At 62.4% G+C, this 16090-nt stretch carries 11 protein-coding genes; 9 read left to right on the forward strand and 2 right to left on the reverse strand.

Annotation, left to right across the window (positions count from 1 at the left end):
* Positions 1-903, reverse strand: a 903-nt coding sequence (locus EPO09_RS00590) for a magnesium and cobalt transport protein CorA (RefSeq protein ID WP_290639147.1), incomplete at its 3' end; no start/stop codon positions are given.
* 340 nt (positions 904-1243) lie between these two features.
* Between EPO09_RS00590 and EPO09_RS00595 the strand changes: the two genes are divergently transcribed.
* The 5 genes from EPO09_RS00595 (at position 1244) to EPO09_RS00615 (ending at position 5765) form a co-directional block, all read left to right on the forward strand.
* Entirely contained in the window at positions 1244-2176 is a 933-nt protein-coding gene (locus EPO09_RS00595) for a LysR family transcriptional regulator (RefSeq protein WP_367200030.1), read from the forward strand.
* 14 nt (positions 2177-2190) lie between these two features.
* Complete coding sequence (locus EPO09_RS00600; RefSeq protein WP_290639151.1) at positions 2191-2586, forward strand: hypothetical protein; 396 nt, start codon at positions 2191-2193, stop codon at positions 2584-2586.
* Positions 2587-2705: 119 nt separating this feature from the next.
* Complete coding sequence (locus EPO09_RS00605; protein ID WP_290639153.1) at positions 2706-3938, forward strand: acyl-CoA dehydrogenase family protein; 1233 nt, start codon at positions 2706-2708, stop codon at positions 3936-3938.
* 12 nt (positions 3939-3950) lie between these two features.
* A complete protein-coding gene (locus tag EPO09_RS00610) occupies positions 3951-5057 on the forward strand; it encodes a phosphotransferase family protein (RefSeq protein ID WP_290639154.1) in 1107 nt (368 codons plus the stop codon).
* A gap of 15 nt (positions 5058-5072) precedes the next feature.
* Complete coding sequence (locus EPO09_RS00615) at positions 5073-5765, forward strand: histidine phosphatase family protein (protein ID WP_290639156.1); 693 nt, start codon at positions 5073-5075, stop codon at positions 5763-5765.
* A gap of 11 nt (positions 5766-5776) precedes the next feature.
* Here EPO09_RS00615 and EPO09_RS00620 read toward each other — a convergent pair whose 3' ends face one another.
* Positions 5777-6607 (reverse strand): PEP-CTERM sorting domain-containing protein, encoded by an 831-nt coding sequence (locus EPO09_RS00620; protein WP_290639158.1) that lies wholly within the window; start codon positions 6605-6607, stop codon positions 5777-5779.
* Between the two features lie 177 nt (positions 6608-6784).
* On the opposite strand from EPO09_RS00620, the gene EPO09_RS00625 reads away from it, so the two are divergent.
* The 4 genes from EPO09_RS00625 to EPO09_RS00640 form a co-directional block, all read left to right on the forward strand.
* Complete coding sequence (locus EPO09_RS00625) at positions 6785-7702, forward strand: alpha/beta hydrolase (RefSeq protein ID WP_290639160.1); 918 nt, start codon at positions 6785-6787, stop codon at positions 7700-7702.
* A 36-nt stretch (positions 7703-7738) separates the two neighbouring features.
* On the forward strand, positions 7739-8494 hold the full coding sequence (locus EPO09_RS00630) for an SDR family oxidoreductase (protein ID WP_290639162.1): 756 nt from the start codon (positions 7739-7741) through the stop codon (positions 8492-8494).
* A gap of 148 nt (positions 8495-8642) precedes the next feature.
* A complete protein-coding gene (locus tag EPO09_RS00635; protein ID WP_290639164.1) occupies positions 8643-10382 on the forward strand; it encodes a ShlB/FhaC/HecB family hemolysin secretion/activation protein in 1740 nt (579 codons plus the stop codon).
* Positions 10383-10419: 37 nt separating this feature from the next.
* The coding region (locus EPO09_RS00640) for a filamentous hemagglutinin N-terminal domain-containing protein (RefSeq protein WP_290639166.1) at positions 10420-16090 on the forward strand (5671 nt) is incomplete at its 3' end.

Raw genomic sequence — 16090 nt, forward strand, 5'->3', positions numbered from 1 at the left:
CAAGGCCACTGTGTACGGGTAGCTCCAATCACCCAGCCAGAGCAACTCGGGGAACTTCAGGTTCATGCCGTACACGCTGGCCACCAGGGTAGGCGGCAGCAGGGCCACCGAGGCCACCGAGAAGATCTTGATGATCTTGTTCTGGTTGATGTTGATGAAACCGACCGTGGCGTCCATCAGGAAGTTGATCTTGTCGAACAGGAAGGCCGTGTGGCTGTCCAGCGAGTCGATGTCGCGCAGAATCTGGCGGGCTTCTTCGAACTGGTCGGCGTTGAGCATGCGGGCGCGCATCATGAAGCTCAGCGCGCGGCGCGTGTCCATCACGTTGCGGCGGATGCGGCCATTCAAGTCTTCCTGGCGGGCGATGGCGGCCAGTGCTTCTGCGGCAGCGGCGTCGTTCACGGCGTTTTGCAGCACCTTCTTGCTGACCTTTTCGAGGTCGTCGTAGATGCCTTCGAGCGTGTCTGCGGAGTACTCGGCGTCGGCGTCGTACAGCTTGAGCAGCACGTCCTTGGCGCCTTCGATCAGGGCAGGGATGCGACGCGCGCGCATGCGCAGCAGGCGGAACACCGGCAGGTCTTCCTTGTGGACCGAGAACAGCACGTTTTCATGCAGGATGAAGGCCACGCGGACGTTGCGCGGCGTCTCATCGTCATCGATCAGGAAGTCGGAGCGGATGTGGATGGCGCCTTCTTCTTCATAGAAGCGCGCGGATTCTTCCAGGTCATCGTCAATGACGTCGCCGGGGATGACCAGTCCGAACTTGACGGCGATCCAGCCCTTTTCTTCGGGGGTGGGATTTTCCAGGTCGACCCAGACGGGACGAGCGGGTGTCAGCTCGTCGAGGCTGTCGATTTCTTCTTGAAACAGCCGGCCGTTGGCCAGCGTGAATACGTTGAGCATGCGAACTCCAGCACAGGGGTGCCAACACGGACAGATCGAGCCGTGTGGCACGCAGCTTGGGTGAGAAGGGGTGATGTGGTGTGCCGCCCCCTCCCGCTGTCAGCCCCGATTCAGGGGCACACCAGGTTTGCGCGCCCCTGACTTCAGGGCCGGACCCGGTGGCTGGAGTGGGCGGTCACCTAGGGTGACTGTCCAAGGTGATCGCTCCGATGGCGCCGCTTTGGCGGCAAGGCTTTGATTATGGCTCGCCAAGCCGGGCGTAATGAGCCAACTTGCTGCAAAAAAGTGCCGTGTTGGGCCTGGCTTGGGTGTGGGGCGGGCGTGGGTGTATGGTGACGGCATGGTCTTGCCCACGTCCCGACTCGATCTGAATCTGTTTCGCGTGATGGACGCCGTGTACGAGCACGGTGGGATCTCGGGCGCAGCTCGCCATCTGCACCTCAGTCAGCCGGCGGTCAGCCATGCGCTGACCCGCTTGCGACGCGCCTGGGGCGATCCTTTGTTTGTGCGCCAGGGCAACCGCATGGTGCCCACGGAATTGACGCGCCGGGTGATCGGCGAGGTGCAGGCGCATCTGCGGGGTTTGCAATCCCTGATGGGGCAGGCTGATACCTTTGACCCGGCCACGCTGGACATGACCTTGCGCCTGGGCATGCGCGATGTGCTGGAGGCCATCACCCTGCCGCCTTTGATGGCGCGCCTGGGCGAGGTGGCGCCACATGTGAAGCTGGCCAGTGTGCGGGTGGCCCACGATGCGCTGGAGCAGGTGCTCACGCAAGGCGAGGTCGATCTGGTGATCGATCGCCAGCGGCGTGTGGGGCGGCAGATCAAGGGCGTGCATCTGGCGGACGAGACGCTGGCCGTGATCATGCGAATGGGGCACCCGCTGGCGGGGCGCAAGCTGGATCTGGCCGCCTATCTCAAGCAGCAGCACGTGATGGTGACGCTGCAGCCCGATCAGCCTGATCCGCTGCAGGCCGTGTGGGCGGCGATGGGGCGCGGTCAGCGCGAGGTGATCCTGCGTTGCCAGCATTACTTTGCTGCGGCCAATGTGGTGGCACACAGTGACACCTTGCTGACCTTGCCCCGCACCTATGCGCAGGAATTGACGCGTGCTTTGCCGCTGCGGGTGTGCGAGCTGCCGGTACCTGTGCCGCCATTGGGGATCTGGATGTACTGGCATGCTGAGCGCGAAGCCGACCCGGTGCATGTCTGGCTGCGCGAAAGCCTGAAGCAGGGCGTGTATGTGTCCACGGGGGCGACGCGACCATAAGGGGAGTCCTGTCCATGACGATCCACTTGAACGATGCGTCTCGTGCCGATCAAGGCCAGCGTCTGGCTGTGATCGCCGAGTCGCTGTATCTGGCCAACCTGCTGGTGCTACCTGGCATCGCCTTCGGCGTCTTGCTGTGGTTGTGGCTTCAGCACAAGGACAGCGCGCCGCCCTTGGCGCGTCAGCACTTGCTGCAGGCGCTCTGGGCCAGCGTGGTCAGCGGTGTGCTGATCTTGTGCCTGTCTGTCGGGCTGGTGGCGCTGGGGGGCTGGCATCAGCCTTGGACCTGGGTGGTGGTGATCACCTACTTCGTGTGCGTGCACGGCATGTTGGTGCTGCTGGGCATGTTCGCGCTGGCCAAAGCCATGGCCGGCCAGGGCTGGCGCTATCCATTGATCGGCTTGCGCTGATTGGGTTGGTCATGCATTGCATGCATGACTTGCGATGAAAATTCATCATTTGATGCACGGCCTGAAGCGGCGTAGCATCCTTGATGTTGACCGAATGACCCACCCATCAGGAGACGAGCATGGATTTCCAGCCCAGTGAACGCGCAGCCAAAACCGCGGCCCGCGTGCGTGCCTTCATCAAGGAACACATCGAGCCTGTCGAGCAGGAGCACTGGGAAGGCATCCTGGGCCAGCGCCATGGCGGTGACTGGACGCAGTGGAAGATCCCACCTCGTGTGGAAGAGTTGAAAGCCAAGGCCAAGGCCGAAGGCTTGTGGAACCTGTTCCTGCCAGATCCTGAACTGGGCGCCGGCCTGAGCGTGCTGGAGTACGCCTTCAGCGCAGAAGAAACCGGCCGTTCGATGATGGCGCCCGAGATCTTCAACTGCAATGCGCCTGACACCGGCAACATGGAGGTGATCTGGAAGTACGGCAGCGAAGAGCAGAAGAAGCAATGGCTGACGCCGCTGCTGGCCGGCGAGATGCGCTCGGTGTTCTTCATGACAGAGCCTGATGTGGCCTCGTCGGATGCCACCAATATGGCCGCCACGGCCGTGGTCGAAGGCGACGAGATCGTGCTGAACGGCAAGAAGTGGTGGTCGTCCGGTGTGGGTGACCCGCGCTGCAAGATCGGCATCTTCATGGCTTTGACACCCAACCCAGATCTGGGTCGTCACAACCAGCACTCGATGGTGCTGGTGCCCATGGACACGCCGGGTGTCGAGATCAAGCGCATGCTGCCCGTGTTCGGCGAATACGACGAGCCCCACGGCCATGGCGAAGTGCACTTCAACAATGTGCGGGTGCCGGTGAGCAACTTCATCGCCGGGCCGGGCAAGGGCTTCGAGATCGCGCAAGGCCGATTGGGCCCTGGCCGCATCCACCACTGCATGCGCTGCATTGGCGCGGCCGAGAAGTCGCTGGAGCTGGCGATCAAGCGCGGCATCGAACGCACGGCCTTCAAGAAGCAACTGATCAACCTGGGCGGCAACCGCGAACGCATCGCCGAGGCCCGCGTGGCCATCGACCAGGCCCGCCTGCTGACGCTGCAAGCCGCCTGGAAGATCGACACGGTGGGCGTGATGGGCGCGCTGACCGATGTGTCGGCCATCAAGGTGGTGGCCCCGAGCATGCTGCAGAACGTGGTGGACTTCGCCATCCAGATGCACGGCGGCATGGGTGTGTCGCACGACGTGCCGCTGAGCGCCTTCTTCAATCAGGCGCGTAGCCTGCGTCTGGCCGACGGCCCCGATGAGGTCCACAAGGGCATGATTGCCCGCCTCGAATTGATGAAGTATGGCGTGATGAAGTAAGCGGGACTGGCATTGAGCGACAACACCAATAACAAAGGCATCGAGGACCAGGGCGGGCGCGTTCGCTCTGGTGAAGAGCTCAACACGGCCGGTGTGGACGCATGGCTGAAAGGCCATGTGCCCAGCCTGCAGGGCCAGCCTGAGATCACGCAGTTTTCTGGCGGTGCGTCCAACTGGACTTACCGCTTGAAGTACGCGGGTGGTGCGCATGGGGGCGACTTCATCCTGCGCCGCCCACCCGCTGGCACCAAGGCCAAGGGCGCGCACGACATGGGCCGGGAATACCGCGTGCAAAAGGCGTTGAAGCCCGTGTACCCGGTGGTGCCCGCCATGATCGGCCTGTGCGAGGACGAGTCCGTCACCGGCAGCGAGTTCTATGTGATGGAGCGCATCGCCGGCATCATCCCGCGCAAGAACATGCCGCGTGGGCTGAAGCTCGACGTGGCCACCACGCGCCAGCTCTGTACCAATGTGCTCGACAAGCTGGTCGAGCTGCACAAGGTCGATGCCAAGGCCACCGGCCTGGATAGCCTGGGCAAGGGCAGCGGCTATTGCCAGCGCCAGATCGAGGGCTGGAGCCAGCGCTATACCAAGGCCAAGACCTGGAACGTGCCGTCATACCAGTACGTGATGGCCTGGCTGAAGGAGCGCACGCCGCAGGACGTGGCCAACGTCGTGATCCACAACGACTGGCGCTTTGACAACGTGATCCTGGCCGAGAACGATCCCACCAAAGTGATCGGCGTGCTCGACTGGGAAATGGCCACGCTGGGTGACCCGCTGATGGACCTGGGCAATGCGCTGGCCTACTGGATCCAGGCCGATGACAACAAGCTGATGATGGCCACGCGCCGCCAGCCCACGCACCTGCCCGGCATGTTGCGCCGTGAAGAAGTGGTGGACTACTACCTGGACAAGACCGGCTACCAGCTCGATCGCCAGCGTGACTGGGCCTTCTACGAGGTCTATGGCCTGTTCCGTCTGGCCGTGATCGCGCAGCAGATCTACTACCGCTATCACCACAAGCAGACGCGCAACCCGGCCTTCAAGAACTTCTGGATCATCGTCAACTACCTGGATTGGCGCTGCAAAGGCCTGATCAAACAAGCCAAGGGCTGACAAGGACAACACACCATGGGCGCCATCTACCTTCTGCGACACGGCCAGGCTTCGTTTGGCTCCAACAACTACGACCAGCTCTCGCCCGTGGGGCACCAGCAGGCCAAGGTGCTGGGCTCGGCCTTGAAGGCACGCGGCGTCAAGCCTGATGTGCTGATCAGCGGCACGATGCAGCGCCATCAAGAGACGGCTGCGGGGGCGCTCAGTGAGTTGGGCATCGATCTGCCCTTGCAGCACCACGCGGGCGTCAACGAGTTCGACCACGAGAACGTGATCGAGGTGGCCGAGCCCCGCTATGTGGACAAGCTCGTGATGATGAGCGACATGGCCGCGTCAGGCGATCCACGCCGCACCTTCCAGAAGTTCTTTCAGGACGCGGTGGCGCGCTGGGTCGGCGGCAACCATGACGACGAGTACAACGAGCCTTGGTCAGTGTTCAAGCTGCGAGTCGTGTCGGCACTGGAGGACCTGGTCAAGGCCACGCCACCCAAAGGCAGCACGCTGGTGTTCACCTCGGGCGGCACGATCAGCGTGATCTGCGCGCACCTGCTGGGTCTCAACGACGCGCAGGCCTTCACGATCAACTGGACGCTGGCCAATGTGGGCATCACCAAGATCCAGGCCGGGCGCGATGGCCTGCACCTGATCTCGGTGAACGAACATGCGCATGTGGAGGGCACTCAGCCCTCCTTGCTGACTTATCGATGACGCGGTCGGGATCAGGCCTGTTGAGTTGCCCGACGCTGACGGCGTACGACGGCGCCCAGACCTGCCAGGCCCAAGCCCATCAAGGCCCACGCGCCGGGTTCTGGTACTGCCGAAATCTGAACGGTCGTGCTCAGAATCTGCAGATCGGCGTAACCGCAGGTGCTCTTGTTGTAAGAACAGCTTGGGTCGAAGCTGTAGATGCGTCCACCCGAATCGCTCGCCGCGGCGAAGTTGAAGTTGCTCAACAGATGGACCAGGTCGGTGTCTTTCCAGTCCTGACCGTCAGCGACCGAGTAGTTGACGAAGGTGTCATAAGCGCGCGTGGTCGAGCCCTGGCTGGAAAAACGTGCGGCGTCGTTGGCGATATGGAAGTCCAGGTAAGAGCCAACGCCCGTGGTCGACATGTTCGGTTGCCGAATGCGAATGAAGCGCGAGCCGCCATTGGATGGCGCCGTCATGGTGTCGGCAATGTTGGCATCCGCAACGGAGATGGTGGTGGTGAGGTTGCCGCCGGAGAATCGGCCGCCGATGACCTGATCCGGATGTTCGACGTAGTTGCCGGTTTCAAAGCTATAAGCCCATTCCTGGTTAGAGCTCATGGCACCTGTATCGAAGGTGTAGGTGATGTTGACGGTCTGACCGGTCTGCATGGTCGACATCACGTTGCTGGCAGCTTGCAACTGAGCCGGCGTGGCGCCGGCGTACCAGGCTGGGTCCAGTCCATCGAACATGGTGTGGACGCCTGCCAACTGACCGCTGACCGAGACGGTAACTTGATTGGCGTGGGCTGCCTGTGCGGAAATGGCCAGCGCGAGGCTGACCGCCAGTGCGCGGTATCTCATATCGAACTCCCTTTGTTTAAATGGATCCTTGAGGTGCAGATGCCGTCCGGGCATTTGTACCTTTGTTAAGGGTACTCTATCGGGTATGAGGGCGGCAACCGGATCGGTGCCGGGGTTTGACCTGAGTGAGGAAGGCCAGTGATGAAATCGACATTTGTCAGGTATTTGGGAATCGCGTTGTCATTGTTGTTGCTGGCCGTGGCTGGATCAATGGTCCTGGCTTGGGCGCCAGACCGCCCCGTGGACACGCTCAAGGCCCGTTGGGCCCCGGCGCCATCGCAGTTCGCGCCCATCATGGGCATGCAGGTGCACCTGCGTGACGAAGGCCCGCGTGACGACCCGCAACCTATCGTGCTGCTGCATGGCACCTCGGCCAGCCTGCACACCTGGGAAGGCTGGGTGGCTGCGCTCAAGGACCAGCACCGCGTCATCACGGTGGACCTGCCCGGCTTTGGCCTGACGGGCCCCGCGCCCGATGGCGACTACCACTTGCCACGCTATGCCGACTTCGTGGTCAGCGTGCTGGATCACCTGCAACTCAAGCAGGTGGTGCTGGCGGGCAACTCGCTGGGTGGTGAGATCGCGTGGATGACCGCGGTGGGCCACCCCGATCGCGTGAGCAAGCTGGTGCTGGTGGACGCTGGCGGCTATCCCTTCAAGACTGAGGGCATGCCCATTGGCTTCAAGATCGCGCGCATCCCCGCGCTCAAGCCGCTGATGACGCACATGTTGCCGCGCGGCATGATCGAATCCAGCGTGCGCAGTGTGTACGGCGACCCGTCCAAGGTGACGCCCGAACTGATCGACCGCTACTACGAGCTGACCCTGCGCGAGGGCAACCGCGAGTCACTGGCCGCACGCTTCAGCCAAAGCCCGCTGGGCGCCTATGCCGCCCAGATCAAGCAGATCAAACAGCCCACGCTGATCATCTGGGGCGGGCAGGACCACCTCATCACGCCTGACAACGCCGACAAGTTCCAACATGACATCCCGGGCAGCCGCCTGGCGGTGTTTGACAAGCTGGGCCATGTCCCGCAGGAAGAAGACCCCGCTGCCACTGTCGAGGCCTTCAAGACCTTCCTGGCGCAGCGCTGATCTATTGGCCCCTGATCACTCCTCACGCACACGACCATGTCCCAACGCAGACAAAACATCCTCATCACCGGCGCCAGCTCAGGCTTGGGCGAAGGCATGGCGCGCGAGTTTGCCGCCATGGGGCGCAATCTGGCCTTGTGCGCGCGACGGGTTGACCGGCTGGTCGAGCTCAAGGCCGAGCTGGAGGCCAAGCACCCTGGTGTGAAGGTGCTGGTGCGCTCGCTGGACGTGAACCAGCACGAGCAGGTGTTCGAGGTGTTCCGCGCCTTCAAGCAAGACCTGGGGCAGATTGACCGGGTGATAGTCAACGCGGGCCTGGGCAAGGGGCAACCGATCGGCAAGGGCCGCTTTGACGCCAACTTGCAGACGGCGCAGACCAACTTCATCGCGGCGCTGGCGCAGTGCGAAGCCGCAGTGGAGATCTTCCGGGCACAAAACAGCGGGCATCTGGTCAGCATCTCGTCGATGAGTGCGATGCGGGGGCTGCCGCGCAACCTCACCACCTATGCCGCCACCAAGGCCGGCTTGGCGGCGTTGACCGAAGGCATTCGCGCCGATCTGCTGCGCACGCCCATCAAGGTCACGACAATCTATCCGGGCTACATCGAAACGGAGCTCAGCAGCAAATCTGCCAAGACGCCGTTGATGGTGGACACGGCTTCAGGTTGCCGGGCGCTGGTGGCCGCCATCGAGCGCGAGCCGGCCAAGGCCTGCGTGCCCAGCTGGCCCTGGACGCTGGTGGGTTGGTACATGCGCAACGCACCGCTGGCGTGGATTGCCAAAATGTCCTGAGCTTCTGAAACCTTGATATTTCGTAGCTTTTTGTCACCATTTGGCACGTTTGGCTGAATTCCCTACCCTCCAACGGGGGTGCTTGAACTAGATTCACGTTCTTAGACCGACCGCCGTGGTCGGTGCACATGCAGGGCGTGACATCTGAATGGCAAATCAAGTATCCAAGGTAGTGGCGCCGTACGCGGCGTGGGGTCTGGTTCTGGCAGTGGCGAGCACGCCCGTATGGTCGCAAAGCGCAGGCGATCTGGAGGCAGCCAGGCGGCAAGCCGAGATTCTGCAGCGCCAGCAGCAAGAGCAGATCAAACGTGATCAGGACGCCTTGCAGCGTGGTGAGAAGGCGCCGGGCGGCGTCGATACCAGCAAGCTCATCCCCAAGGTGGATGCATCCAAGGCGGCAGGCAAGTGCCGCGACATCGGCGAGATCGTGATCAACGGTGCGCCACGCATGTCCTCATCGGTGCGCGAGCAGATCGACAAGCAGTTCGCCGGACATTGCCTGGGCGTGACCGAGATCGAGCAGATCCTGGGCGAGATCACCAAGGACTACGTGGTGCGCGGCTACGTCACCACGCGTGCCTACCTGCCAGCGCAGGACCTGAGCAAGGGCAAGCTGGAGATCACTGTTGTCGAGGGCACGGTCGAGAAGCTGCGCATCGAAGACAAGGGCAGCCGCAGCTTTGCGCCTGGCAACACCATTCCCGCGAAGCCGGGCGATGTGCTCAATCTGCGCGATCTGGAGCAGGGCATCGACCAGATCAACCGCCTGGCCTCCAACAAGGCGACACTGGACATTCAGCCGGGTAGCCAGGCCGGTGGCAGCGAGGTGGTGATCCGTAATGAGCCTGAACCGTTCTACCACTGGTTGTTTTCGCTGGACAACCAGGGCAGCGTGGTGACTGGCAAGAACCAGGCGGGCGTCAGCCTGTCCACAGACAGCTTGTTTGGCTTGTCGGAGTTCATGCTGTTCACGCACCGGGAGGCCATCCCGGGCGAGAAGTTAAACACCTGGTCCACCAGCGACTCGTTCCTGCTGAGCGTGCCTTACGGCTACAACACCTTCAGCTACAACGGCAGCATCTCGCGCTACGTGAGCACCATCCAGGCGCCCAGCGGCCTTGAACTCATCGCCAGTGGCGACAGCACCAGCAATGCCCTGACCTGGGACCGCGTGGTCTATCGCGATCAACGCACCCGTGCCAATGTGTCGAGCACGTACACCAACAAGGAAAGCCGCAGCTATCTGGAAGACCAGTTGCTGGGCGTGAGCAGCCGCAAGCTGACCGTGCTGGATCTGGATGGCAATGTCTCGACGAGTCTGGGGGCGGGCATCCTGGGCCTCAACGCGGGTTGGGCCGAAGGTGTGAGTTCCGCCGGCGCTTTGCGCGATATGGACAACCTGCCCTTTGAAGCGCCACGGGCTCAATTCAAGAAGCTCAAGTATGGTGCTTCCTACAACCTGCCGTTCCAATGGCTGGGCAGCGAGTGGACCCTCAATTCGTCCTTGACCGGCCAATCGGCGCGCACAACCTTGTACGGCTCCGAGCAGATGGCGATTGGCGGCATCTACTCCGTGCGCGGCTTCGTGCACAGCACCTTGGCTGGTGACAGCGGCTACTACCTGCGCAACGATTTGTCTTTGCGCCAGATGGTGTCGCTGGCAGGCGTGCAATTGCCCACGCGCTGGTATGTGGCGCTGGACATGGGGGCGGTTCGCAACCGCGTGCCTGAAGTACCGCAAGGCTCACTGGTGGGGGCCGCTTTGGGCGCGTCCTTCAGCTGGAAGGGCGCTACCTGGGACATCTTTGGTTCTTGCCCTGTGGCCAGACCCGAGCACCTGGACGGCGAACCTTGCCAGACCTGGTTCCGCCTGAGCTTCGCGATCTGATCGATCGTTCCCTTCTCCGCATTCGAAAGTAGTCGCCATGAACGGACACGCTTCCCTCAATCGCAGCTTTACCCTTGTCTGGAGCGATGCGCTGCAGACCTATGTTGTCGCCCCTGAAACAGCCCGCCGCCGCAGCAAGCGCTCGGGTGCGTCGCTCAAGCCGCTGGTTCAAGCTGCCGTGCTGGCTGTGGCTGCCCTGGGTGCCATGCCGGATGCGCAAGCACAGGTCAAATCTGCCACGACCGTGGTGCCGACTGGCGGCAATGCCAATGCCTATATCTCGCCCAACGGCGTGCCTGTGGTCAACATCAACACGGCCAATGCGGCGGGCATCTCGCACAACCAGTTCACGCGCTATGACGTTGAAATCAACGGCATGGTGCTCAACAACGGCAATACCAGCCAGGTGGCACGCCAGTCGCAGCTGGCCGGCCAGGTGATGGCCAACGTGAACTTGAGCAACGAGGCGCGCGTCATCCTCAACGAGGTGGTATCGACTCGCCGCAGTACCTTGGCTGGCTTCACTGAAGTGGTGGGCGGCAAGGCTGATGTGATCGTGGCCAACCCCAATGGCATCACCTGCACGGGTTGCGGCTTCATCAACACGGACCGCGTGACCTTGACAACCGGTACGCCCAATATGGCGGCCGACGGCAACCTCAATGGCTTCACGGTCAACCGTGGTGACATCCTGGTCAATGGTTCAGGCTTCAACGCCAGTGCACAGCAGGTGCTGGACCTGGTGGCTCGTTCAGTGAAGGTGGATGGGCAGATCAACGTGCCGGATCTGGGCATCGTCACGGGCGCCAATGTCTGGAGCTATGACACGCGCAACGTGACGGGCAGCGCCACGGCCACCGGCACGGTGCCCGGTTATGCGATTGACTCTACCGCTGTGGGCGGCATGTACGCGGGCCGCATCCGCCTGGTGGCCACCGAGGCTGGCGTGGGCGTGCGCATGCTGGGCGAGGCTGCGGCTTCTGCCGATGACTTCACGTTGAATTCCGCCGGCAAGGTTGATATCCGCAGCAAGTTGTCGGCTCAGCGTGACCTGAGTGTCACCAGCACGATGACCGGCGGTGATGCGGTGAGCCTGACCGATGCAAGCCTTTCTGCTCGGCGCGACCTGGCCCTGACGGCCACCTCGGGTGGCGCCACACTCAACGGCAGTGCATTGGTGGCCACCAATGACCTCAGCCTGACGTTGGGCAGCTTGAGCGATACGGCCTCCGGCACGGTATTCGATGACAACAACAAGCGCTACGCAGGCCATGCGCTGAACATCAACGTCACGCAGGCTGCCAGCCTGGACGGCACAAGCTGGGGCACGGGTGGTGCCTTGAGCGCCACGATGGGCAGCTTGTCCGTCGGGTCTTCGGGTGCCACGCTGTATGCGGCAGATACCTTGTCGCTGACCGCCACAACGGGCAACCTGTCGCTGGCCACCGCAGCCGTGGTGGCCACGAATGACCTCAGCCTGACGGCCACATCGGGTGCCATCAGCACCGCAGCGGGTGCAGGCCAAGGCATTCAGAGCAGCCATGGCAACATCGCGTTGACATCGGCCACCGGCATGACCAATGCGGGCGTGATCACCGCCGATGCGGGCAACGTCACGGCGCGCCTGAATGGCACCGTGACCAACAGCGGCACCATCTTCGCGCATGCCACGCTGGACATGGCCGATCGCAGTGGCAGCACCACCGAAAGCGTGAGCAACAGTGGAACCTTGCTGGCTGACGGGTACCTGAGCCTTTTGGCCTCGACGTTGACCAACACGGGCGGCATGCAGGGCACCACGGGCAGCCTGGTTGCGGCCTCTTCGTTCAACAACAGTGGGTTGTTCGTGGCATCGGGCACGCCGGGCCATTCGGGCATTGTCACAGCGGGCTCGTTGACCAACAGCGGGACGATTCAGTCCGCAGAGGACTTGTCCCTTGCCATCGCCCTCAGTCTCAACAACAGCGGCAAGCTGCTGGCCGATCATGACCTGAGCATCGCCAACGGCTCGGCATCCGCCAGCCTGAGCAACACCAGCAGCGGTGTGATCCAGGCGACCAATGCGCTGTCCGTGACGGGTAGCCAAACGGCGTTCAGCACGCAGGCCGGTGTGCTGCTGGGCCATACGGCCACCTTGAACATCGCCAGCCTGAACAACAGCGGTACGCTGCAGTCTGACACCACCATGGGCCTGACCACCAGCGGTGCGGTGAGCAACAGCGGCACCGTGCTGGCCAAGACATCCCTGACACTGGCGGGTGCCAGCCTGAGCAACAGTGGCTGGCTGGAATCCGATACCACGATGGGCTTGAGCCTCACCGGCGCCTTGACCAATACCAGCGCCGGCCACATCCTGGCCAAGACCACGCAGTCGCTCACGGCGGGCAGCCTGAGCAACGATGGCGCGATCCAGGCCGATGGTGCACAGACCGTGAACATCAGTGGCGCGGCCACGAATACCGGCACGATCCTGGCGCAAAGCACGCAGAGCTGGATCTCTACCAGCCTGAACAACAGCGGCACACTGGAAGCCGATGCCGCGCAGACCATGACTGTCAGCGGCGCGGTGACCAACAGCGGCACGCTGCTGGCCAACACCACGCAAACGGCCAGCCTGGGCAGCCTCAACAACAGCGGCACCTGGGAGGCCGATGACGGCACAGGCTTGACCGTGAGCGGGGCCATCACCAATTCCGGCAAGCTGATTGCCTCGGCCACGACCGGCCACAACGGCAGCATCACGGCAGCGACCTTGAGCAACACGTCCACAGGCACGATCCAGGCCGCGCAGAACCTGTCGATCAGCTTGAGCGGTGCCACCCTGAGCAACGCGGGCAAGATTCTGGCCGCCAACGACCTGAGCGTGACATCGACCGGAAGCGGCCTCACACTGAGCAACCTCAATGGTGGCTACCTGCAATCGGGCACCAGTTCGGGCGATACGCTGACCTTGTCTGGCAACGGCTTTGTGCTCGACAACCAGGCCGGCTCGCGCCTGTTGGGCGACCAGCTGTTGCTGACCCTGGCCTCGTTGACCAACGCGGGCATCGTGCAAGGTGGCACCGCCGCCAGCACGGTGAGCGTGAGCGGGACGTTGAACAACAGCGGCACCATGACCTTGTCGACCAGCAATGCAGGCAGCGGTACCGTGACGGCCGATACGGTGACCAACAGCGGCACGCTGCAATCGCAAGGCGCGATGGCGCTGAACATCGCCACAACGCTGACCAACAGCGGCACCACCTTGGCCGTGGGCAACGTGACAGTGCGCGGCACGGATGGCAGCTATGCCATCAACAACACCGGCTTGATGGAATCGCGTGCGGCACTGGACCTCAAGGGCCAAAGCGCAGGCAATGGCGTGACCATCTCGGTGGGCGGCAGCGGTGTGCTCAAGGGCGCCACGATGGCCATGAACACCAGTGGCCTGACCATTGCCAACGGCGGCATGGTCAACAGCACAGGCACCATGGCTTTGACGCTGGGTAGCCTGAGCATGGGTGGCACGACCTCGCGCATCGTGGCTGGCACGGGCTCCTCCACCATCGGCATCAACAACAGCTTCACCAACCCGGGCGCCATTTATGCGCAAGGCAACCTGACGCTGACGGCCAACAGCATCAACAACAGCAGCACGGGTGGCATAGCCGCCAGCGGCAACCTCACGACACAGGCCACAGCGGGCGACTTCGATAACTACGGTGCTTTGTACGCAGGCGGCACGCTGACGGCATCGTCCTCCAGCACCTTCACCAACCGCGGTACCAGTTCGGCTGCACAAGGCACGATCGATGCGGGTGGCGCCATCAGCATCAGTGCGCCCACGTTCGTCAACAGCAGCACGATCAATGGTAGTGGCAACATCACCATCTCGGCGAGTACGTTCCACAACGATGTGGCAGGTGGCGATACACGCCATTGGGTGACGGTGAGCGATTCGGGCGATGTCTATGACCGCACCGACAGCTGGTACGACTTCCCGGATGATTACGCGCGCGAATACTGGTATCACACACGCCGGATCGAGCAGCAGTTCACTGGTTCGGCTCCGTCGTTCAAGCCGCAGATCCTCGGCGGCCAGACCGTGACGATCCAGAACTTCAACACCGGTACCAATGTGGGCGGTGTGATCTCAGGCAACACGCTGACCTTGTCGGGCAATGGCGGTGGCAGCACCTTCACCAACAACGACCTGTCGCTGAACTACATCACGTATCGACACGACTGGAACTACTACACGCACTGGATCGCACTGGGCCCGGCCACGTATGACGACCACGTGTTGAACGACAACGCCGAAGTGCAGACGGGTGCAGGCCAGGTCAGCAACATTGGTGCGGGCATCTATGCCAATACATTGAATGCCGGCGGCTTTGCCTTGACGAATCTCGGCTCGGCCTACAGTGCATCGGTCAACAGTCGCAGCACCAGTGGCGCGTCTGGCGGCAGCATGAGCAGCAGTGCTACGGGTACGTCCAGCACAACTGGTTCGAACAGCTTGACGGGTGGTAACGGCGTGGGCGGGAGGACGCCGACCCCAGCTGACAACCCGCTTGTTTTCCCCGGGTTGAACCTGACGCTGCCAAGCAATCCCAATGGATTCTTCGTCGTGTCGCACAACCCGAATGCGCACTTCCTGGTCGAGACCAACCCTTTGTTTGCGGTCGGCTCGAACTTTGTGGGTTCCAACTACCTGGCCGAGCGCTATGGCTTCAACCCGGATACGGTTGAGAAGCGTCTGGGTGATTCGAACTACGAGGCATATCTGGTTCGCGAGCAGTTGATCAAGCAGACAGGCAACAACATCATCGCAGGCCAGGCGAACGAAGCCGACCAGATGAAGAGCCTGATGGACAACGCCGTCACGCAAGGCAAGCAACTGGGCCTGACCTGGGGCCAGCCGCTGTCTGCTGCGCAGATCGGCAACATCAAGGAAGACATGGTCTGGATGGTGGAAACCACGGTCGCTGGTCAGAAGGTGCTGGCCCCCGTGGTCTACCTGTCTGCCGCCACCAAGGCGTCGATTGAGACCGGCGCCGTGATCTCGGCCAAGGATGCCAATCTCAACCTGACTTCGTTGACCAACACGGGCGGCACGATCAGCGGCAGCAACTCGCTGAACATCACCTCGCAGGGTGATATCACCAACCTGAGCGGCACGATCAAGGGCGGTGATGTCAACCTGAGCTCGACGAAGGGTAGCATCCGCAACGAAACCGTGGCGACCACCACGGGCGGTGACAAGTACCAGAACACGGTGATCGGCAAGACAGCCACGATCACGGCCACCAAGGGCCTGACGCTGGATGCCGCCAAGGACATCACCGTCAAGGGTGGCCAGGTGGCTGCCGGTGGTGATGCTTCGCTGTCCGCAGGTGGCAATGTCACCTTCGACACCATCGAGAACAAGAAGGCCAATACCACCTCGTCGTCGTCATCCAATGGCCTGACATCGAGCGTGACCACCACCACGGTGGCCACGACCGAGCAGATCAAGTCGGGCTTGACCACGGGCGGCAACCTCAGCATCAAGTCCAAGAACGACATCACCCTGGCGGGCACGGATGTGAACGCTGGCGGCAATGCGAACCTGGATGCGGGTGGCAGCGTCAACCTGCTGGCGCGTGCCAACAGCACCAAGACCACGTCGAGTACGACCACCTCAGGTCTGGGTGTGGGTGGTGGCCTGGTGGGCAGCCAGACGACGG

The sequence above is a fragment of the Aquabacterium sp. genome, from assembly GCF_004297345.1.
Classification (GTDB): domain Bacteria; phylum Pseudomonadota; class Gammaproteobacteria; order Burkholderiales; family Burkholderiaceae_C; genus Aquabacterium.